This is a genomic window from Kitasatospora sp. NBC_01539, from assembly GCF_045040525.1.
Lineage (GTDB): Bacteria > Actinomycetota > Actinomycetes > Streptomycetales > Streptomycetaceae > Kitasatospora.
Window position 1 is genome coordinate 5,615,622 of record NZ_CP109390.1, and the last position, 20,629, is coordinate 5,636,250.

The window sequence follows — 20,629 nt, forward strand, 5'->3', positions numbered from 1 at the left end:
GTAAGTACTGCTTCGGCGTGGAAAACAGGGATACGGCTTGGTGGGTCGGGCACGCTGTTGGGTCCTGAGGGGACGGCCGTCTGGTCTGTTGCCTCTGGATGCCGGCCTCACGTGACTGCACCGTTCGGTGTGGGAGGGTGGGTGTCTGGTCGTTGTTTGAGAACTGCACAGTGGACGCGAGCATCTGTAGGCCAAGTTTTTAAGGGCGCACGGTGGATGCCTTGGCACCAGGAACCGATGAAGGACGTGGGAGGCCGCGATAGGCCCCGGGGAGCTGTCAACCGAGCTTTGATCCGGGGGTGTCCGAATGGGGAAACCCGGCAGTCGTCATGGGCTGTCACCCATACCTGAACACATAGGGTATGTGGAGGGAACGCGGGGAAGTGAAACATCTCAGTACCCGCAGGAAGAGAAAACAACCGTGATTCCGGGAGTAGTGGCGAGCGAAACCGGATGAGGCCAAACCGGCATGGTGTGAGACCCGGCAGGGGTTGCCATGACGGGGTTGTGGGAAAGTTCTTCAGTCGTCTGCCGGCGGCTGGGCGAGTCAGAAACCGTATGGGTAGTCGAAGGACATGCGAAAGGTCCGGCGTAGAGGGTAAGACCCCCGTAGACGAAATCTGTACGGCTTGCTTGAGCTTCTCCCAAGTAGCACGGGGCCCGAGAAATCCCGTGTGAATCTGGCGGGACCACCCGCTAAGCCTAAATATTCCCTGGTGACCGATAGCGGATAGTACCGTGAGGGAATGGTGAAAAGTACCGCGGGAGCGGAGTGAAATAGTACCTGAAACCGTGTGCCTACAAGCCGTGGGGGCATCTCCTTGTGGGGTGTGACTGCGTGCCTTTTGAAGAATGAGCCTGCGAGTTTGCGGTGTGTAGCGAGGTTAACCCGTGTGGGGTAGCCGTAGCGAAAGCGAGTCCGAATAGGGCGGTCATAGTTGCATGCCCAAGACCCGAAGCGGAGTGATCTAGCCATGGGCAGGTTGAAGCGCGGGTAAGACCGTGTGGAGGACCGAACCCACCAGGGTTGAAAACCTGGGGGATGACCTGTGGTTAGGGGTGAAAGGCCAATCAAACTCCGTGATAGCTGGTTCTCCCCGAAATGCATTTAGGTGCAGCGTCGTGTGTTTCTTGCCGGAGGTAGAGCACTGGATAGGCGATGGGCCTCAACGGGTTACTGACCTTAGCCAAACTCCGAATGCCGGTAAGTGAGAGCGCGGCAGTGAGACTGTGGGGGATAAGCTCCATGGTCGAGAGGGAAACAGCCCAGAACACCGACTAAGGTCCCTAAGCGTGTGCTAAGTGGGAAAGGATGTGGAGTCGCAGAGACAACCAGGAGGTTGGCTTAGAAGCAGCCACCCTTGAAAGAGTGCGTAATAGCTCACTGGTCAAGTGATTCCGCGCCGACAATGTAGCGGGGCTCAAGCACACCACCGAAGTCGTGTCATTCACAGAATACGCCCAACGGCGCTGTGGATGGGTAGGGGAGCGTCGTGTGCCGGGTGAAGCAGCGGAGGAATCCAGTTGTGGACGGTTCACGAGTGAGAATGCAGGCATGAGTAGCGATACAAGAGTGGGAAACTCTTGCGCCGATTGACCAAGGGTTCCTGGGTCAAGCTGATCTGCCCAGGGTAAGTCGGGACCTAAGGCGAGGCCGACAGGCGTAGTCGATGGACAACGGGTTGATATTCCCGTACCCGCTTTGAAGCGCCAACGTCGAACCTCTTGATGCTAAGCCCGCGAAGCCGGCCCGGAGTCTTCGGACAATGGGACGTGGTGGAGCCGGTGACCCAACGGGGTAGTAGGTGAGCGATGGGGTGACGCAGGAAGGTAGTCCAGCCCGGGCGGTGGTAGTCCCGGGGTAAGGGTGTAGGCCGAACGGTAGGCAAATCCGCCGTTCATTGAGGCTGAGACCTGATGCCGAGCCGATTGTGGTGAAGTGGATGATCCTATGCTGTCGAGAAAAGCCTCTAGCGAGTTTCATGGCGGCCCGTACCCCAAACCGACTCAGGTGGTCAGGTAGAGAATACCGAGGCGTTCGGGTGAACTGTGGTTAAGGAACTCGGCAAAATGCCCCCGTAACTTCGGGAGAAGGGGGCCATTCCTGGTGATGAGTCTTGCACTCTGAGCTGGGGGTGGCCGCAGAGACCAGCGAGAAGCGACTGTTTACTAAAAACACAGGTCCGTGCGAAGCCGTAAGGCGATGTATACGGACTGACGCCTGCCCGGTGCTGGAACGTTAAGGGGACCGGTTAGTCCGATTTCGGTCGGGCGAAGCTGAGAACTTAAGCGCCAGTAAACGGCGGTGGTAACTATAACCATCCTAAGGTAGCGAAATTCCTTGTCGGGTAAGTTCCGACCTGCACGAATGGCGTAACGACTTCTCGACTGTCTCAACCACAGGCCCGGTGAAATTGCATTACGAGTAAAGATGCTCGTTTCGCGCAGCAGGACGGAAAGACCCCGGGACCTTTACTATAGCTTGATATTGGTGTTCGGTTCGGCTTGTGTAGGATAGGTGGGAGACTTTGAAGCCGTGACGCCAGTCATGGTGGAGTCGACGTTGAAATACCACTCTGGTCGTGCTGGATGTCTAACCTGGGTCCGTGATCCGGATCAGGGACAGTGTCTGGTGGGTAGTTTAACTGGGGCGGTTGCCTCCTAAAGAGTAACGGAGGCGCCCAAAGGTTCCCTCAGCCTGGTTGGCAATCAGGTGTTGAGTGTAAGTGCACAAGGGAGCTTGACTGTGAGACTGACGGGTCGAGCAGGTACGAAAGTAGGGACTAGTGATCCGGCGGTGGCTTGTGGAAGCGCCGTCGCTCAACGGATAAAAGGTACCCCGGGGATAACAGGCTGATCTTCCCCAAGAGTCCATATCGACGGGATGGTTTGGCACCTCGATGTCGGCTCGTCGCATCCTGGGGCTGGAGTAGGTCCCAAGGGTTGGGCTGTTCGCCCATTAAAGCGGTACGCGAGCTGGGTTTAGAACGTCGTGAGACAGTTCGGTCCCTATCCGCTGTGCGCGTAGGAGTGTTGAGAAGGGCTGTCCCTAGTACGAGAGGACCGGGACGGACGAACCTCTGGTGTGCCAGTTGTCCTGCCAAGGGCATGGCTGGTTGGCTACGTTCGGGAGGGATAACCGCTGAAAGCATCTAAGCGGGAAGCCTGCTTCGAGATGAGCACTCCCACCTCCTTGAGAGGGTAAGGCTCCCAGTAGACGACTGGGTTGATAGGCCGGATATGGAAGCCCTGTAAGGGGTGGAGTTGACCGGTACTAATAGGCCGAGGGCTTGTCCTCAGTTGCTCGCGTCCACTGTGTTGTTCTGAAACAACGACCCCCATCGCACCAGGCTGTGTCCTGGTTCGCGGGTGGGTGGTGACAGTTTCATAGTGTTTCGGTGGTCATAGCGTGAGGGAAACGCCCGGTTACATTCCGAACCCGGAAGCTAAGCCTCGTAGCGCCGATGGTACTGCAGGGGGGACCCTGTGGGAGAGTAGGACGCCGCCGAACAATCATTCCAGTCAAGCCCCCTCCCGTCCGGGAGGGGGCTTGACTGCGTTTACGGCACACATTTCCCCCGGTACGGCTCGTCCGAATGTGCCCGGGGCTTGGTCCCGGCCGGGGCCGGGCCGGCTCGTGTTCGGCGGAGCGGCGTCGCAGGGTGGTGCTAGGTCCACCCCGGGAACGGGTCCCACAGCCAATGTGCCGCCAGGTGCCGGCACGCAACACTGGTCGCGTCGGACCTCGTACCCGGACGTCGATCCCAGGAGCAGCGCCATGACCTTCGCGAGTCCTTTCGGTGGCACGGATGTGGGAAGGGCGTGGTTGGGCAGGCTCCGCATGGGCGGTCAGGCGTCGGCGAGGGCGGCCGGAGCGACGGCCGGTGCCTTCTTCGCCGTCACGAGCCCGTTCTTCGTGGCCGGCCTCACGGGCGCGGTGACGGCGAACTGGCTCGAAGGGACGGATGTCTACCTGGTCGTGGCCCTGGCCGTAGGAGCTCTCACCTGGCTTGTCACGGCGCAGTGGTGTGCGCGACGGTCCGCCGGGTGGACCCGGACCCAGCTCGACCGCTGGTACGGCGTCGTCGTTCCGGCGCGGTACGCGCCCCTACCCGCGTTGGAGCGGGACGAGCGGGGCTACTGGTGGACAGGCTTCTCCTACCACCGGAGCCCCCGAACGGCCGGCGTCGCGAGGTTCGTGCACAGCACCGTGCGCGACCCTGCGACCAGGACGGACGCGGCCTGGTGGGTCCTCAATCCGCTCTCCGTGCTGTTCTTCATCGGCCCTGCGGCGGCGCTGGTGATCGGCGGCCTGGTCTTCGCGCTCTCCATGGCGGTGGACCCGCGTACCTACGGCCCGGTCCCGGCCGGGCACCCTGTCGGATACCTGATCTCGCTGACGATCAGCGCCTCGATCGTCGCGGTGGGGCTCCTCCTCATGCCGTACGGGCTTCGCGCGCACCTCGACACGGCGTGCCGGCTCCTCGCGGTCGGGCATCGCGGGACCGCGACCCAGCTCCGGCAGCGGGTCGAGGAGCTGACGCTGACCAGGGCCGACGCGGTCGGAAGCCAGGCGGCGGAACTCCGGCGGATCGAGCGCGACCTCCACGACGGCGCCCAGGCCCGGCTGGTGGCGATCGGGATGACACTCGGGACCATCGAGCACCTGCTGGAGACGGACCCGGCCGCGGCGAGGGAGCTCCTGGCGGAGGCGAGGCAGTCCTCGGCGAAGGCGCTCCAGGAGCTGCGCGATCTCGTCAGAGGCATCCATCCGCCGGTCCTGGCCGAACGCGGGCTGGGTGACGCGGTGCGGGCCCTGGCGTTGGACAGCCGACAGCCGACCGAGGTGACGGTCGCGATGCCGTCGAGGCCGGAGCCGTCCGTGGAGGCGGCGGCGTACTTCTGCGTCAGCGAGCTGCTGGCCAACGCGGCCAAGCACTCGGGCGCGCGGCAGGTGTGGGTGGACATCCTGTTCCGTGCCGGGCTGCTGCGGGTGATCGTCACGGACGACGGCTGCGGTGGTGCGCAGCCGGGGCGCGGGACGGGGCTGCGCGGGATCGAGCGCAGGTTGGGTACCTTCGACGGAACGCTCGCGCTGAGCAGCCCGCAGGGCGGACCGACGACGATCACCATGGAGCTACCGTGCGCGTTGTCCTCGCAGAGGACCTCTACCTCCTTCGACAAGGACTGATCAGGCTGTTGGAGGCCCACGGGTTCACCATCGCGGCAGCCGTCGAGACCGGGCCGGAGCTCTTGGAGGCACTGGTCACCGAGCGCCCCGACGTGGCGGTCGTGGACGTCAGGCTGCCGCCGACGCTGACCGACGAGGGCCTCCAGGCCGCGCTCCAGGCCCGCCGCGTGATCCCCGGCCTTCCGGTGCTCGTCCTTTCGCAGCACGTCCAGCAGCTCTACGCACGGGAGTTGCTGGCCGACGGGTCGGGAGGAGTGGGGTATCTGCTGAAGGACCGGGTGTTCAACGCCGAACAGTTCGTCGATGCCATCCGCCGTGTCGCGGCCGGCGGCACGGCCATGGACCCGGACGTGATCGCCAAGCTGCTGGAGAGCCAGGCCGGTTCGGGACCGCTGCGGCGGTTGTCGCCTCGGGAGCGCGAGGTGCTGGAGCTGATGGCCGAGGGCTGTTCCAACTCGGCCATCGCCGGTCGACTCACCGTCAGCGACGGTGCGGTGGCCAAACACATTGCCAATATCTTCACGAAACTGGACCTGGTGCCCGCGGATGATGCCAACCGCCGGGTCCTGGCGGTATTGGCCCATCTCAACGGGGCGCCGGAGCGCACGCCGGTGCCAGGGCGGGAGGCGTGATGAAACGCGCGTACGAGTAGTATCCGGTGGGCCGAGTCGGTCCACAGCACGGTGACCCCGTGTCGGGCCGAGGGTGGATTCGGCAGCAACGGTCGCTTGCGGCAGCAGCCGAGTCCCAGGGGTTGATTTTTCGAATGGCACGTCGCCCATCCCTCACCCGCACCCACCGAGTCCTGCTCGCTGTGGTCGCCGCCGGTGCCTGTCTGATTTCGGGCATCGGTTTCGCCGGGTCGTACAACGCAGTCCGAGACCTCGCGATGGAGAAGGGCTTCGGCGCCTTCTCGTACGCCTTTCCCATCGGTGTCGACGCGGGCATCGTGGTGCTGCTCGCGCTCGACCTGGTCCTGACCTGGCTCCGCATACCCTTCCCGCTCCTGCGGCAGACCGCATGGCTGCTGACGGCCGCCACCATCGCGTTCAACGCCGCCGCCTCCTGGGGCGACGCGCTGGGCATGGCGATGCACGCCGTGATTCCGGTGCTGTTCGTGGTGGTGGTCGAGGCGTCCCGGCACGCGGTCGGTCTGATCGCCGCCATCACCGCGGACCGGCACATGGAGTCCGTGCGCCTGATGCGCTGGCTGCTGTCGCCGGTGCCGACCTTTCGTCTCTGGCGGCGGATGAAGCTGTGGGAGCTCCGCTCGTACGACGAGACGGTCCGCCTGGAGCAGAACCGGCTCGTGTACCGGGCGCAGTTGCGGTTCCGCTACGGCCGGGGCTGGCGCCGGTCGGCGCCCTTCCAGGCGCTGCTGCCGCTGAAGCTCGCGAAGTACGGCGTGCCGCTCGATCCGAGCATCCTCGACCGCATCGACGGTCCGCTCGGCGTGACCAAGGGCGAGGGTGCGACGGCCGTGGCCCCGGTGTCGGCGGCCGTGGCAGTGCCGACGCTGGCCAAGCTCGCCGCGGTGCGGCTGCGGGACGCGCAGGAGCCCGGCGCCGCGTCCGAGGCCGCCGCCGTGTCGGAGCCCGAGGCGGCGGAGCTCAACGTGTGGATGACCAAGGCGGTGCGCGAGTACTCGCAGCAGGCGGGCGAGTCGGAGCCGCACGGTGCGCGGGTGCCCGGGCAGATGTCCCCGTGGTTCAAGCCGCCGCGGGTGGGGGCGCCTCGCCCTGCGGGTGTGCAGGAGCCCCGTGCCCCCGGGCAGGGCGCGCGTCGGCCGCAGCCGGCCCAGCCCGCGCCGGGCCGGCCGATTCCCGCCCAGGCGGCGGCCGGCCGCATCGGCCGACCCGTGCGGCTGGAGCAGTCGTTCGAGGCGGAGCAGGGCTTCGAACCCGACCAGCCGGGCGACGGGGCGCGCCGGGCGCAGCCGTACCGTGAGCAGTCGGTGGGCGCCGGGCAGGCGTTGCGTGGCGACGGCCCGGCGGTCGCGCCGACGCCCCTGGAGCAGCTCGACGCCGAGATGGAGTCCGCGATCGAGGCCGTGGCGGCGCAGTCCGGGCAGTCCGCGGCCGGGCGCCGTCCCGCGTCCGACCTCGACCCGGAGGTCTGCTTCGACGCCCTGATCGCGTACATCGACTCGTACGCGCAGCAGCCCGATCCGCAGACCCTGGCCGAGTTCCTGACCGTCGAGTACGGGGTCACCGGCTCGCGCCCGGACGGCTCGGTCAACCCCGCGGACGTCCACCGCATCTGGGCGCAGTTGCAGAACCGCTACGTCAGCTCGGGCCGGGAGTAGGCGACGGGAGCGGGTCACGGCAGCAGGCGGTCGGGCCGTCGGCGCCCGGTCGGCGTCGGCCGGGGAGCGACGGAGGAGGAGAGCGTCCGGGTGGCGGTCCGGCATTGACGCCTTGCCGCACCGAACACTACCTTCGCATCAACAATTTGTTGAAGCGCTGTCGCGGTGTCGGGGCGGTGCGTAGTGAAGGAGTGCCGATGGCGCAGGACGGACTGGACTCCACCACAGCGGTGCCCGGCGGTGCGGCACAGCCCGGGGCCGTCTTCTCCGGTGCCGCCCGCGCCGCCGTCGAGGCCCTGCTCGCACCGGTCGACGCCGAGCTGGCCCGCCGCTACCCGGGCGACTCGGGCACCCGCCAGCCCGTCCACACGGTCTACGTGCCGGCGGACGCCTTCGATGCCGACACCGTGCGGGACTGGGGCCGTCGCGCCGTCGAGGCCTTCGACACCCACGCCGCCACGCCCGGGCAGCTCGGGGAGGCCCTCGGCCTCCCCGACGACGCGCTCCTCGCGGACGTCCACGCCCGCGTCCGCGCCAAGCTGGAGCGGGAGCCCGTCGAGGACCTCAGGGTCGACTTCGAGGACGGCTACGGCCCCCGCCCCGACGACGAGGAGGACGCGGCCGCGATCCGGGTCGCCCGGCTCCTCGGCGAGGCGGTCGCGGCCGGAACGGCGCCGCCGTACGTCGGCGTCCGCATCAAGTGCATGGAGGCGGCCGTCCGGGAGCGCGGCATCCGGACCCTGGAGCTCTTCCTGGGCACGCTGCTCGCCGAGGGGGGCCTCCCGGACGGGCTGGTGCTCACGCTCCCGAAGGTCACCTACGCCGAGCAGGTGACGGCGCTGGTGCGGCTGCTGGACGACGTGGAGCGGCGCGCCGGTCTGCCGGCCGGCCGGCTCGGCTTCGAGATCCAGATCGAGACGACGCAGGCGATCCTCGGCCCCGACGGGCGGGCGACGGTGTCCCGCATGATCGACGCCGCCGAGGGCCGGGCGACCGGCCTGCACTACGGCACCTTCGACTACAGCGCGGCCTGCGGCGTCAGCGCCGCCTACCAGAGCATGGACCACCCGGTGGCGGACCATGCGAAGGCCGTCATGCAGGTGGCCGCCGCCGGTACCGGAGTGCGGCTGTCCGACGGCTCGACGAACGTCGTCCCCACCGGGACGACCGAGCAGGTGCACGCCGCGTGGCGGCTCCACCACGGCCTGGTCCGCCGCTCCCTCGCCCGCGCCTACTACCAGGGCTGGGACATGCACCCCGCCCACCTGCCCACCCGCTACGCGGCCGTCTACGCGTTCTACCGCGAGGGCCTCGAAACCGCCGCCGCGCGGCTGGCCGCCTACGTGGCCAAGGCCGGCGGCGACGTCATGGACGAGCCCGCGACCGCCCGGGCCCTCAGCGGTTACCTGCTGCGGGGGCTGGACTGCGGTGCGGTGGACACCGCCGAGGTGACCCGCCTGACCGGCCTCGACCGGCCGGGGCTGGACGCGCTGGCCGGGCGCTGACCCCCGCCGGCCGCGGCCCCGGGCCATCGGTCGGCGTGCGTCCGCGGGGCGTTAGGCTGGCGGCACGCGGCGCTACCGCGCGCCGACCGCGCCCGGTCGGCCCGGTACGGCGCTCGGCCACCCCACCCGGCCACCACCTTGCCATTCCACCCGGCCACCCCACCGGGCCGCCGCCAGCCGGGCGCCGCGCGCGCCGCAGCCAGGTCGCGCACGGCGGTCCGGACGGTGGCGTCCACCGCCCGCCGTCCCCCGGAGATCCGCCGCCGCCATGCCGGAAACCAGCCCCAACCCGCCGTCGTACCTGACCATCAGGCGTGCCGGCAGCCACGAGATCGAGATCAGGAAGTCCCGCTTCCTCTGCCATCTCGCGCGGGTCGCCGACGAGGACGAGGCCCAGGCCTTCATCGCCTCCGTCCGCAAGCGGTTCTGGGACGCCCGGCACAACTGCACCGCCTTCGTGGTCGGCGAGGAGCACCGGCGGGAGCGGTCGAGCGACGACGGCGAGCCGAGCGGCACGGCCGGCGTGCCGATGCTGGAGGTGCTGCGGCGGCGCGGACTGACGGACGTGGTCGCGGTCGTCACCCGGTACTTCGGGGGCGTCAAGCTCGGTGCGGGGGGTCTGGTGCGGGCGTACGGTTCCTCGGTGTCGGAGGCACTGGACACCGTCGGGCTGCTGGAACGCCGCCCGGTCGCGCTGTTCTCCGTCGTCGCCGACCACACCCGCGCCGGGCGGCTGGAGAACGACCTGAGGGCGGCCGGCCACAGCGTCCGCGACCTGGCCTACGAGGCCTCAGGCGTCCGGATCGAGGTCGGCGTGCCGGCAGCCGGGGTGACGGACTTTCACGCGTGGCTGGCCGAGGCCACCGGAGGTACCTCGGAGGCGGACCAGATGGGGTGGAGCCACGTCGAGGTACCCGTCGAGTAACACTCGAACGAATTAACCATGCCCGGAGTCGGAACTTCCGCTCCGGGCCTTTCCGTTTCCAGCACAAGGACGTCGGCCGACCCGGATCGGCCGACGCCGACCGCCAGCCCATCGATGGAGGACCGCAGACCCCACCACCGCACCACGGGAGGTACCGAGCATGACGTCCGACCACGCCCCGACCTCCGGCCGAACAGCCGACTCCCAGGGCCTGCTCAGCCAGGCCGCCCCCTCCGGCCGTGCCACTCCGTATCGGATGACGGCCCGCACATCACTGCCCTTCGACCATGCGCTCGCCCTGATCGACGAGGCCATCGCCGCCTGGCTCAAGCAGGAAGGCCATGACGAACCGCCGCCCGGCGACCGGGCCGCGCCGGCCGAGCGCTTCAGACTGGGCGACCGTGTCCTGCTCGACCGCGACCGCGGGCCTCTCCCGGTTCCCGCTGCCGCGGTGTGTCCCGCCGCCTCGGCAGGCGGCACGCCGGCAGCCACCGCCTCCGCCCCTCCTGGAAACGCCCCGCCCTCCGACCTGGCACCCCCTTCCACCTCCGGCCCACGTCCCCTCCCCGACGGCCCCGGTCCTGGCCCCGCGCCCGCCGGTGGGCGGTACGCCCGCCGCCGACTGCGGACGCCGCTGCCGCACGGCACCCAGCAGCTCACCCTCACCCTGGCCTCCGTCGACCCCACGGCCGACACCGCCGACCACACAGGCCGACCCACGGACGCCGTACCGCCCGACGGAACGGACAGGGGCCGGGCCGAGCACGTCATGCTCTGCCTGGAGTCGGACCACCTGGGTGCCGGATCACCGGTCCGCAGCCCCGCGCGGGTGCCCGTACCGGACCTCGCCCGCACCCTGGTCGCCCTGCTGGACGTGTGGGACGGCCCGGCCGAGCTCGCCGACCGGCCGCGTCTGATCACACCCGCCGAGGTGGACGACCTGATCGACCGCCTCTGCGACCCGGCCCGCAGGCTGGCCGCGATCGTGGTCAGCCCGCCGTCCGCGTCCGCGCCCGAGGGGTGGCTGACCGACCAGGTGCAGCCCGTGCTGCGCCAGCTCGTCGGCGTGGCCTCGCTGTTCGTGCTCGACCACGCCGCCCTGCCGCTCTTCAACGTGGCCTTCGAGTACCACAAGGTGTACGGCGGCGCCGTCCGCACGTACCTCCCGGAGGTCGACCCGGCCTCCCGGGCGGACTCGGCGCGCCACCACGTGCTGCCGCGGCAGCGGATGGAGGAGGACGTACGGCGTGCGGCGGCGCTGCTGGCCCGTGAACCGCGCCGGATCGCCGCCGAGCTGGCCCTCCCCGCACCGCTGGACGGCGTGCCGCCGATGACGCTGCCGCCCGAGGCTCGTCGACCCGCCCGGCCGCGGCCGTCGGCCGAGGCACAGCGTCCGCGGACCGAGGAGTCCCGGCGCGCTGCGCGCCACCGCACAGCCCGTCCGCCGGGCCGGCTCTGTGCGGCAGGCGGTCTCGTGGTGCCCGCGCCGGCCGGGGCGGACCGTCCGCCCGGTGCGCTTCTGACCGCCCCCGCCGAGGCGGAGTACGCCCGCCTGGCCCGGGACGTGGCAGCCGAGAAGGAACTGGTGCCGGGCAGTTTCGGTGAGCTCGTGCACCGGTTCGAGGAGTTCCCGCTCCTGGAGTTCACCGGTGACGAGAAGGAGACCCTGGCCCTCGACGGCCAGCCGGACGGCGCCGGCTGGGCACGCCTCACCTGGGACGGCCTGACGGCCCTTCAGGAGTACGCCCACGCGGCGGTCCAGGGGCAGGCGGGCGGCGACTTCAAGCAGTGGTGCGAACACACCCCGGCCGGCTGTCACCACTTCCCGCCCCGCAAGGCCGTCCGCTGGGAGTCGCGCACGGTCGAGAGCCACGCCAAGTGGAAGCGGGAGCGGATGCTGCCGGTGCCGTCGACGGTCGACGTGACGCGTCGCGCCTTCATGGGCGCCCACCTGCGCATCGGCGGAGGCTCCACCGCACCCCGGCTCCACTACCTCGACGACTGTTCCAGCAGCGGCCGAATCTACGTGGGCTACATCGGCCAGCACCTGACCAACACCCGTACCAACTGACCCCGACCCGCCCGTCCACCACTCCGGCCCACCACTCCGAATCCTGCACTCCGAATCCTGCATTCCGATCCTGCACTCCGATCCTCCACACGGGTCCGACCACGGGTCAGACCACCAGCCCGACCGGTCCGCCAGGTACGGCGGACCGGTCGGACGGACCGCATCGCACACTCGTGCAGCACTGCGTGCGCCACTCCGCGCGACGAGGACGCGTGCCGGTGAAGCACGCGGCACACCCGTCACCAACTCGCCCGGTTGGCTGACCTGTGCACCCGAACGGTGGACAATGCTGCCCAGGGGCCGTGGCCGAGCGGCCCCCGCGAGCGGGTGCGGTCCGGTCCGGGCCGGGTCCGGCGGGATCCGGGGCGCACCGGCCGCTCGCCGGACGTGCAGTGACCACTGGGGGATCGACCGCTGATGCAGCATTCACCCGACAGCCGCCCGGACGGCACCGCCCCGGCCCGGCCGTCCGGCGCCCGGCCGCCCCAGCAGACCACCGAATCGCTGCAGGCCGGCTTCCTCGCCACCCTCTTCCGCGACCTGGGGGCCGAGGACGCGGAGCAGGGACCCGCCCACCCCGGGACCGACCCCGAGGCCGCCGCCCACGGCCGGGCAGCCGCCCTGACGCACCACCGGACCCTCACCGTCCAGGCCGAGCACGAGCACCTCGCCGACCTGCTGCGCCGTGCGGCGCTCCCGGTCTCCGCCATGGACTTCGAGAGCCAGCTGCGCACCTACGAGCCGCGCCCCTTCCCCACCGACCCGGCAGCCCCGCCGGCCGAGGCCGAGCCGCGCTGGGCCGACTACGCCCCGGCGGAGCCGGCCACCGCAGGCCCGGAGGAGCCCCCCTCCCGTCGGCTCCTCGACTCCGGATTCCAGCGCGAGCTCGCCCAGGCACGGCTGCGGCACCAGCGCGACCTGCGTGAGTGGCGCACCCGGCAGGCGGACGGCGCCACCGTCGAGGCCCTGGCCGCTCGTACCTCCCACACCGAGGCTGAGCAGGCCCGCGCCCGGGCCGTCCGGGAGTACAACCAGAGCCTGGAGGAGTGCCGCCGGGCCTACCGGAAGTCCGAGCCCGCCGCGGTGGAGTCCCTGCTCGAACGCGCCCTGGCCGCGGCCGAGGGAGCCACCCAGGACCTGCCCGCGCCGTGCCGGGCACTCTTCCGTCCGCTGACCAGCACCGCGGTGCTCGACCTCGACCTTCCGCCCCTCGACGTCGTGCCCGCCCTCTCCGGCTACCGGCTCGCCCTGGACGGCAGCACCGAGCCGGTGACCCGGGCCCCGGCGGACCGCGCCTCCGACTACCTCCGGCTCGCGGCCCGCCTCGCCCTGCGCGCGCTGCAGGCCGCCGACGCGGTGGACACCGATGGCATCCTGGCCGGCGTCGTGCTGAACGGCTGGCTCCGGCTCCCCGGGGCCGACCCGGTCTGCCTGCTCAGCGTCGACGCCGACCGGGACGCGCTCGCCCGCACCCGCCTGCTCGCCGAACCGGACGCCGCGGTCGCGGCGGACCCCGACGACGAACCTGCCCAGGGCATCTACTCCGACGCCGAGCACGACGAGTCGCTCGTACGGCTGCGCCAGCTGTCGGCCGTGGTCAGCCCGGATCCGTACGGGCCGGTGCCGGTCACGCCGGTCGGTACGGCCGGTGCCGCGGTGCCGTCCGTCGCCGAGCTCTCGCCCATCGAGTTCGCGCACCTCGTGCGCGAACTGCTCACCCGCGGTGGCCTCGGCGCGTGGAGCGTGCGGCTGCGGGGCCCGGCCGGGCTCGTCGCCACCGCCGAGGGGGCGCAGCACAGCGCCCTGCCCGGCCGGTGGGTGGTGTGGGCGTCCCGCAACGCGGAGCCCGTGGCCGCGGAGGAACTGCGCACCCTCGCGGAGGCCGTCGGCGAGGAGGGGGCCGAACGCGGGCTGAGGCTCACCACCGGCCGGTTCGGCGAGGCGGCGCTCGACCTCGCCGCGGAGGAGCACTACCGCCGGATCCACCTGATCGACGGCGGCGGCGTCCAGGAGCTCTCCCGGACCCACCTCGGCCTGCCGCTCGCCCTCGGCGGCTGACCCGGGCGGCGGCCGTGCCCGGCCGAACGCGGCGGACCGCGCCGGGCCGGCCCGTCTCCGAACGGGTCGGCGGCGCCGCGCCCGGCCGCGCCGGCTGCACGGGCGGCGTATCCCTGTCAGGCTGGACGGATGGGAATCGGGTTCATGGACAGGTGGCGTGCGCGGCACGCCCGCCGCCCCGGTGGGATCCCGCCCCAGCCGGACGAGGCCACCATGGCCGAGCTGCTCGCCGAGTGCGGACTGCTGCGCGAGCTGGCCGGCGACGCAGGCGTGCAGCTCGACGACGGCGTGGCATCCCTGACGGCCCTCGACCAGCTGCTGCCGCGCTGGCGCGACGATCCGGAGGTCTCGGAGTGGCTGGGCAACGATGCCGGTCTGTACCTCGGCACGGTCCTGCACCGCACGGTGCCGGGGACGGCATGGCGGCTGGACGTGGAACGGGACCATCCGTTGCTCGTGCTGCCCGGCGACCGCGAGCTCGACGTCGCGGTGATCGGCCACAGCTGGGCGGACGAGGGTTCGCCGCAGCTCGCCGCCGCCTACCGCGCCGCCACCGACGGCTGACCGGTCACGACGTGACCACGGACCCGGGCACCACCGTCGCGGCGGGCGGTACCGGAGCAGCCGGTACCGGCGCCACCGGCACGCGTGCGGCCCGGCTCCGGCACGCGTGCGGCCCCGGGCGTCCGCAGGCCGTCCGGTGACCGCCGTCGCGGTCGCGGCGGCGGCCTTCCTGATGACGCTGATCGGCGGCTGGGTCGCCCAGCGCACCGGCGACCGCCGGCACCTGGTGCTCGGTTTCGCGGCCGGGCTGATGCTCGGCGTGGTGGCCTTCGACCTGCTGCCGGAGGCGTCGCGCGCGGCCCCGGACGAGATCCACGGCGTGCCGCAGGCCCTCCTGATGTTCGCCGCCGGATTCCTGACCATCCACATCATCGAGCGGGCGGTGGCCATCCACCGCAGCCACGAGTCCGAGTACGCCGAGCACACCCACGGGCACCACCGGCACGACCACGGACGCCAGGGCGTCGGCCTCACCGCGGCCGGAGCCCTGGTCGGGCACAGCCTGATGGACGGCTTCGCGATCGGCGCGGCCTTCCAGGCGGGCACCACGGTCGGCACCGTGGTGGCCATAGCGGTGGTGGCGCACGACTTCGCGGACGGCTTCAACACGTACACGATCACCCGCATGTACGGGAACGACCGCAGGCGGGCGATGACCCTGCTCGCCGCGGACGCCGTGGCGCCGGTGACGGGCGCGGCGATCACCCTGCTCTTCACCATCCCCGAGCACGTGCTCGGTCTCTACCTCGGCTTCTTCGCCGGATTCCTGCTGTATCTCGCGACCTCCGACATCCTGCCCGAGGCGCACAGCCCGCACCCCTCGCGCAGCACCCTGCTCTGCACCCTGCTGGGCGTCGGCTTCATGTGGCTCGTGATCGGCTTCGCCGACTGACCCGGGACGCCGAGCCGGTTCGGCGTCCCGCACCGGCTCGGCATCAGGGGACGTGCAGGCCGTCCGCCGACGGCGTCCCCACCAGGGCCCACTGCTCCCGCATCGCCCGCAGGGCTGCGGTGATCGCGGGGCGGCGGGACGCCTGGGTGCGCCACAGCGCGTACACGCGACGGGTCGGCTCGGGTGAGACGGTGCGCGCCACCACCCCGTCGGGCAGCGGCGCGCGGCCCAGGCGGGGGACCAGCCCGAGGCCCAGCCCCGCCTCGATCAGCGCGATCTGCGTCTCGAACTCGCCGACCTGGTAGAGCACGTCGGGCTCCTCGCCGACCTCGCGCAGGGTGAGGACCAGCCAGTCGTGGCAGATGTTGCCGGGCGGCACGCTGATCCAGCGCTGCCCGACCAGCCGGTCCACCGGCACACAGGGCAACGCGGCCAGCGGGTGCTCGGCCCGCAGCAGCAGGTCGACGGGATCCCGCCCGAGGTCCATCCGGGAGATGCCCTCCTGCACGGGCAGCGGCACGGTCGGCCAGTCCTGGACGAGCGCGAGGTCGACCTCGCCCCGGGCGACCAACTCGGCGGCGAGGTACGGGTCGGTCTCCAGCAGACGGACGTCGAGCTCCGGGCAGCGCTGCCGCAGGTCCGCGAGCGCCCCGGGCATCACCCCGCGTGCGCCGGTCGCGAAAGCCGCCACCAGGAGGCGTCCGACCGCCTGCCCGCGCTGCTCCTCCAGCGTCACCTCGGCCTGCTCGACGAGGGCCAGCAACTGCTGTGCCGTGCCGGCCAGCCGGGCGGCCGCGTCGGTGAGGACGACGCCGCGTCCCTGGCGTTCCAGGAGGACGGTGCGGGTCTCGCGTTCGAGTTTGGAGATCTGCTGGGAGACCGCCGAAGGGGTGAAGCCGAGCGCGGCGGCCGCGCCGCCCACCGAGCCGTGCACCGCGACGGCGTGCAGCGCCCGGAGTCTGCCGAGGTCCAACATGCCGCCATGCTAAAGCAGCACTGAACGGTTCGGTTCAGAATTCATCGCTGGTGCTACACCGTCCGGGCCCGCCAGGCTCGACCCATGCCGACCACGTCCATCCCTGCCCCCGTCGCCGCCCCCGCCGCCATGACGCCCCGCCACATCGCCCTCGCCGTCCTCGTCGCCGCCGTCTGGGGCCTGAACTTCGTCCTGATCCACGTCGGGCTGGAGAACTTCCCGCCGCTGCTGTTCTGCGCCCTGCGCTTCGCCGTCGTCGCGGTGCCCGCCGTCTTCCTGGTGGGACCGCCGCGAGTGCCGTGGCGCTGGGTGGCCGCGGTCGGCTGCACCCTCGGGGTCGTGAAGTTCGGGCTGCTCTTCCTCGGGATGCACGCCGGCATGCCGGCCGGCCTCTCCTCGCTGGTGCTGCAGAGCCAGGCCGTCTTCACCGCCGTCCTCGCCGCCGGGATGCTGGGGGAGCGGCCGACCCTGCAGCGCGCCACCGGTCTCGCCGTGGCCTTCGCCGGTATCTGTGTGGCCGCCGCCGACCACGGCCTCGGCGGGCCGGTGGGGGCTTTCGTACTGGTCATCGCCGCCGCCGCGTTCTGGGGGCTGTCGAACGTGCTGACCCGCCGCGCCGCCCCGCCGGACGCCCTGCGCTGGATGGTGTGGGTGAGCGCCGTTCCCCCGCTGCCGCTGCTGGCCCTCTCCCTGCTGGTCGAGGGACCCGAGGCGGACCTGCGGGCGCTGGCCGGCATCGGCCTCGCCGGGGTCGGCGCCATCGCCTACGTCGGCCTCGTCTCCACGCTCTTCGGGTTCGTCGCCTGGAGTCACCTGCTGCGCTGCTACGACGCCTCCGCCGTGGCGCCCTACTCGCTGCTGGTGCCGGTCTTCGGGATGTCGTCCTCGTGGCTGCTGCTCGGCGAGCGGTTCAGCTGGGCGGCCGGTCTCGCGGCCGTCCTGGTGATCGCCGGGATCGGGCTCACCGCGCTGCGTCCCGGCCGGCCGGCTCGGCCTCGTACGCCTCCTCGGCGCGTCGCAGGGCGTGCAGCAGTGCGTCCTGGTCGGACCGGCTGAGCGGGCCGAAGTACTCCTGCGCGACCTCGTGCCGGACCCTGCCGATCCGCTCCAGCGCGCTGTGCCCCTCGGCGGTGAGCACCACCCGGACGGCCCGCCGGTCCTCCGGGTCCGGTGTACGGGTGACCAGCGCGGCCTCCTCCAGCGCGTCGACCACGGCGGTCGCCGACCGGGGGGCGATCCGCAGCCGTTCGGCCAGGTCGCTCAACCGCATCGGGGCCCGGACGTCCTCCGCGGGCCCGCCCGCCACCCCGGTGTCCTGGCGGCCGGCCGTCCCGGGAGCGGGAGCGGGAGCAGGAGCGGGAGCGGGAGCGGAGGCAGGAGTAGGCGCGGGAGCAGGGGCGGGGGAGTGCGCGAGCGTCCGCAGGGCGCGGGCCTGGGCGGGCGTGATGCCGTACGGCTCCAGGCGCTGCACGGTTCGTCGCCGGATGCGCTTCATCGCCCGGCTCAGCGCGTCGGCGAGCTCCGCGGCGGTGTCGGCGGACGGCGGCGTGGTCATGGCGGGCTCCCGGCTCGGGTGCCCCGGCCCGGGGCCGGGGAGGTGAGGCCAGGTTAGCGGGGGTGTGCCGGGCCGCCCGGCGCTGGCTGAGGCCGACTCACTTCCCGGCGCAGGGCCGGGCGGGTTCCCGCGGGAGGGCCTGCCGTCGCGGTCAGGGCGAACCGGGGGTGGCGCCGTCCGCCCTGGCGAGCAGCCGTGCGACGGCCCACAGGACCGTCCCGGCCAGGCACCAACTGGCGAGCACGTCCAGCAGCCAGTGGTAGTCGCTCCAGACCAGCCCGCCGCCGACGCCCAGGCACACCAGCACCGTGCCCCCGTACAGACGCTGCCGTGCGTCGACGCCCACCGTGCTGCCGAGCAGGAGTGCCGCCGTGCCGTAGGCGATCGCCGAGGTGGCGGTGTGCCCGGAGGGGTACCAGCCCCACTGGTCCGGAGCGAGCGGCAGCCCGTACGGGCCGGGCCGGGCGAACCACGCCTTGGCCGGGACGACCAGCAGGGGGATCAGCGCCGTGGCTGCGACCGCCACCGGCAGGGGCAGCCACCAGCGGCCCGTGGACGGGGTGCGGCGGCGGCGCACGGCCGCCGCCACGGCGGCCGCCATCAGGACCGGGATCGCCAGCACCGACCCGCCGAGGTCGGAGAACAGCGCGCCGACGTGGTTGATCAGGGTGCTGTGCAGTGCGTGCCGCACCTCGTGGACGGCGGTGCGGGTGCCCGTGTCGACGCCGAGCAGGGGTCCGTCGACCGCCACCTGCCAGGAGATGAGCGCCAGCACCGCGATCAACAGGGGCACGACAAGCGCATGAAGCCGCCCCGGAGCAGGGGGGAGAGCTCCGGGGCGGCCGAGGTGATCGCCGCTCCGCGCGGCCCGGGGGGTGTGGACCGGGCGGTCGGTCGATCGGTCTGGAGGTTCGACGGCCGGTGCCGCGGCTGCCGAAGGTGGTGCGCAGGGGCGCGGCTCGCTGTCCATCTGCGATGACACTACGTCAAAGGCCCTCCGGCGCAGTGGAGCGCAACCGGTTTCGCACAGCATCTTCACCACTCCGAGTACAACCTCCACGCGCCCACGGTCGTCCGCGTGCGTATCCCGCACGCCCGGGTCCGCGCGGGTCCGCCCGGGTCCGCGAGGGGGTGGACGGGAACGGCCGAGCGGCCCGACCCCACGGGGCCGGGCCGCTCGGTGCGGGACGCTGTCCACCGTCCCGGGTCCACCCCGTCCTGGGACCACCGTCCCGGTCCGTCAGGCGCGGGCGAAGGCACTCTCGATGATGTCCAGGCCCTCGGTCAGCAGGTGCTCCGGGATCACCAGCGGCGGCAGGAAGCGCAGCACGTTGCCGTAGGTGCCGGCGGTCAGGACCACCAGGCCCTCGGCGTGGCACGCCTTGGCGATCGCGGCGGTCACCTCGGCGTTCGGCTCCTTGCCACCCGGCTTCACGAGCTCGACCGCGATCATCGCGCCGCGGCCGCGGACCTCGCCGATCACGTCGAACTTCTCCTGCATCGTGCGCAGGCGGCCCAGCATCACCTCGCCGATGTGCTGCGCCCTGGCGTTGAGGTCCAGCTCCTTCATGGTCTGGATGGAGCCCAGCGCCGCGGCGCACGCCACCGGGTTGCCGCCGTACGTGCCGCCCAGGCCGCCCGCGTGGGCGGCGTCCATGATCTCGGCGCGGCCGGTGACGGCGGCCAGCGGCAGACCGCCCGCGATGCCCTTGGCCGTGGTGATCAGGTCCGGGACGACGCCCTCGTCCTCGCAGGCGAACCACTGACCGGTGCGGCAGAAGCCCGTCTGGATCTCGTCCGCGACGAACACGATGCCGTTCGCCTTCGCGTACTCCGCGATGGCGGGCAGGAAGCCCTTCGCCGGCTCGATGAAGCCGCCCTCGCCCTGGATCGGCTCGATGATGATCGCCGCGACGTTGTCCGCGCCGATCTGCTTGTTGATCATGTCGATGGCCTGCGCCGCGGCTTCGGGGGCGCAGTTCTCCGCACCCGTCAGCCAGCGGTACGGGTACGCGACCGGCACCCGGTAGATCTCGGGCGCGAACGGGCCGAAGCCCTGCTTGTACGGCATGTTCTTCGCCGTCAGGCCCATGGTCAGGTTGGTGCGGCCGTGGTACCCGTGGTCGAACACCACGACGGCGGTGCGCTTGGTGTACGCGCGGGCGACCTTCACCGCGTTCTCCACGGCCTCCGCGCCCGAGTTGAACAGCGCGGTGCGCTTCTCGTGGTCGCCCGGCGTCAGCTCGTTCAGCTGCTCCGCCACGGCGACGTAGCCCTCGTACGGCGTCACCATGAAACAGGTGTGCGTGAAGGCGGCCAACTGCTCGGACGCCTTGGCGACGACCGCCTCGGCGCTGTTGCCGACATTGGTGACGGCGATGCCGGAACCGAAGTCGATCAGCCGGTTGCCGTCCACGTCCTCCAGCACGCCGCCGCCGGCACGCGCGACGTACACGGGGAGGGTCGTGCCGACACCCGCCGCCACCGCGCCGAGCTTGCGGGCCTGCAGCTCCTGCGACTTCGGGCCGGGAATCGCGGTGACCAGGCGGCGCTCCTGCGGGAGCGGGGTTGCAGCGCTCATGGCGGG

Annotated in this window: 14 protein-coding genes and 2 rRNA genes; 12 read left to right on the forward strand and 4 right to left on the reverse strand. The window is 71.3% G+C overall.

Features of this window, described 5'->3' with window-relative positions:
• Positions 1-189: 189 nt before the first annotated feature.
• The 11 genes from OG335_RS24360 to OG335_RS24410 all read left to right on the forward strand — a co-directional run bounded on the left by OG335_RS24360 (position 190) and on the right by OG335_RS24410 (position 15,511).
• Positions 190-3,298, forward strand: a 23S ribosomal RNA gene (locus OG335_RS24360).
• 96 nt (positions 3,299-3,394) lie between these two features.
• Positions 3,395-3,511, forward strand: a 5S ribosomal RNA gene (gene rrf, locus OG335_RS24365).
• 315 nt (positions 3,512-3,826) lie between these two features.
• The gene (locus OG335_RS24370; RefSeq protein WP_405013238.1) at positions 3,827-5,191 is read left to right on the forward strand and encodes a sensor histidine kinase; all 1,365 of its coding nucleotides are present in this window, start codon (positions 3,827-3,829) and stop codon (positions 5,189-5,191) included.
• Complete coding sequence (locus tag OG335_RS24375; protein ID WP_405013239.1) at positions 5,143-5,823, forward strand: LuxR C-terminal-related transcriptional regulator; 681 nt, start codon at positions 5,143-5,145, stop codon at positions 5,821-5,823. Before OG335_RS24370 ends, OG335_RS24375 begins: the two co-directional genes overlap by 49 nt.
• A gap of 134 nt (positions 5,824-5,957) precedes the next feature.
• Positions 5,958-7,496, forward strand: a complete 1,539-nt coding sequence (locus OG335_RS24380) for a DUF2637 domain-containing protein (protein ID WP_405013240.1) — start codon at positions 5,958-5,960, stop codon at positions 7,494-7,496.
• A 197-nt stretch (positions 7,497-7,693) separates the two neighbouring features.
• Positions 7,694-9,001, forward strand: coding sequence for a DUF6986 family protein (locus OG335_RS24385; protein ID WP_405013241.1), 1,308 nt, complete (start codon positions 7,694-7,696; stop codon positions 8,999-9,001).
• Between the two features lie 268 nt (positions 9,002-9,269).
• A complete protein-coding gene (locus tag OG335_RS24390; protein WP_405013242.1) occupies positions 9,270-9,926 on the forward strand; it encodes a YigZ family protein in 657 nt (218 codons plus the stop codon).
• Positions 9,927-10,086: 160 nt separating this feature from the next.
• Positions 10,087-11,997 (forward strand): hypothetical protein, encoded by a 1,911-nt coding sequence (locus tag OG335_RS24395; RefSeq protein WP_405013243.1) that lies wholly within the window; start codon positions 10,087-10,089, stop codon positions 11,995-11,997.
• Positions 11,998-12,414: 417 nt separating this feature from the next.
• Positions 12,415-14,055: a restriction endonuclease gene (locus tag OG335_RS24400; protein ID WP_405013244.1), complete on the forward strand. Its 1,641-nt coding sequence runs from the start codon at positions 12,415-12,417 to the stop codon at positions 14,053-14,055.
• A gap of 129 nt (positions 14,056-14,184) precedes the next feature.
• Complete coding sequence (locus tag OG335_RS24405) at positions 14,185-14,619, forward strand: DUF6278 family protein (RefSeq protein WP_405013245.1); 435 nt, start codon at positions 14,185-14,187, stop codon at positions 14,617-14,619.
• A 172-nt stretch (positions 14,620-14,791) separates the two neighbouring features.
• Complete coding sequence (locus OG335_RS24410) at positions 14,792-15,511, forward strand: ZIP family metal transporter (RefSeq protein ID WP_405015511.1); 720 nt, start codon at positions 14,792-14,794, stop codon at positions 15,509-15,511.
• Between the two features lie 43 nt (positions 15,512-15,554).
• On the opposite strand, the gene OG335_RS24415 is transcribed toward OG335_RS24410, so the two are convergent.
• Positions 15,555-16,487, reverse strand: a complete 933-nt coding sequence (locus tag OG335_RS24415; RefSeq protein ID WP_405013246.1) for a LysR family transcriptional regulator — start codon at positions 16,485-16,487, stop codon at positions 15,555-15,557.
• 129 nt (positions 16,488-16,616) lie between these two features.
• Here OG335_RS24415 and OG335_RS24420 point away from each other — a divergent pair, with 129 nt between their 5' ends.
• Entirely contained in the window at positions 16,617-17,543 is a 927-nt protein-coding gene (locus OG335_RS24420) for an EamA family transporter (RefSeq protein ID WP_405015512.1), read from the forward strand.
• Here the strand turns inward: OG335_RS24420 and OG335_RS24425 are convergent.
• From OG335_RS24425 to gabT, 3 genes are all read right to left on the reverse strand, one after another.
• Complete coding sequence (locus OG335_RS24425; protein ID WP_405013247.1) at positions 17,449-18,042, reverse strand: MarR family winged helix-turn-helix transcriptional regulator; 594 nt, start codon at positions 18,040-18,042, stop codon at positions 17,449-17,451. The genes OG335_RS24420 and OG335_RS24425 overlap by 95 nt on opposite strands.
• 151 nt (positions 18,043-18,193) lie before the next feature.
• On the reverse strand, positions 18,194-18,835 hold the full coding sequence (locus tag OG335_RS24430; protein ID WP_405013248.1) for a phosphatase PAP2 family protein: 642 nt from the start codon (positions 18,833-18,835) through the stop codon (positions 18,194-18,196).
• Positions 18,836-19,282: 447 nt separating this feature from the next.
• Positions 19,283-20,623 (reverse strand): 4-aminobutyrate--2-oxoglutarate transaminase, encoded by a 1,341-nt coding sequence (gene gabT / locus OG335_RS24435; protein ID WP_405013249.1) that lies wholly within the window; start codon positions 20,621-20,623, stop codon positions 19,283-19,285.
• Positions 20,624-20,629 lie beyond the last annotated feature (6 nt).

Bases quoted from the DNA above. Each gene is read 5' to 3' on its own strand.
- OG335_RS24380 (WP_405013240.1), top strand. From the start codon at position 5,958: ATGGCACGTCGCCCATCCCTCACCCGCACCCACCGAGTCCTGCTCGCT.
- OG335_RS24385 (WP_405013241.1), top strand. From the start codon at position 7,694: ATGGCGCAGGACGGACTGGACTCCACCACAGCGGTGCCCGGCGGTGCG.
- OG335_RS24390 (WP_405013242.1), top strand. From the start codon at position 9,270: ATGCCGGAAACCAGCCCCAACCCGCCGTCGTACCTGACCATCAGGCGT.
- OG335_RS24395 (WP_405013243.1), top strand. From the start codon at position 10,087: ATGACGTCCGACCACGCCCCGACCTCCGGCCGAACAGCCGACTCCCAG.
- OG335_RS24400 (WP_405013244.1), top strand. From the start codon at position 12,415: ATGCAGCATTCACCCGACAGCCGCCCGGACGGCACCGCCCCGGCCCGG.
- OG335_RS24405 (WP_405013245.1), top strand. From the start codon at position 14,185: ATGGGAATCGGGTTCATGGACAGGTGGCGTGCGCGGCACGCCCGCCGC.
- OG335_RS24410 (WP_405015511.1), top strand. From the start codon at position 14,792: ATGACGCTGATCGGCGGCTGGGTCGCCCAGCGCACCGGCGACCGCCGG.
- OG335_RS24415 (WP_405013246.1), bottom strand. From the start codon at position 16,487: ATGTTGGACCTCGGCAGACTCCGGGCGCTGCACGCCGTCGCGGTGCAC.
- OG335_RS24420 (WP_405015512.1), top strand. From the start codon at position 16,617: ATGACGCCCCGCCACATCGCCCTCGCCGTCCTCGTCGCCGCCGTCTGG.
- OG335_RS24425 (WP_405013247.1), bottom strand. From the start codon at position 18,042: ATGACCACGCCGCCGTCCGCCGACACCGCCGCGGAGCTCGCCGACGCG.
- gabT (WP_405013249.1), bottom strand. From the start codon at position 20,623: ATGAGCGCTGCAACCCCGCTCCCGCAGGAGCGCCGCCTGGTCACCGCG.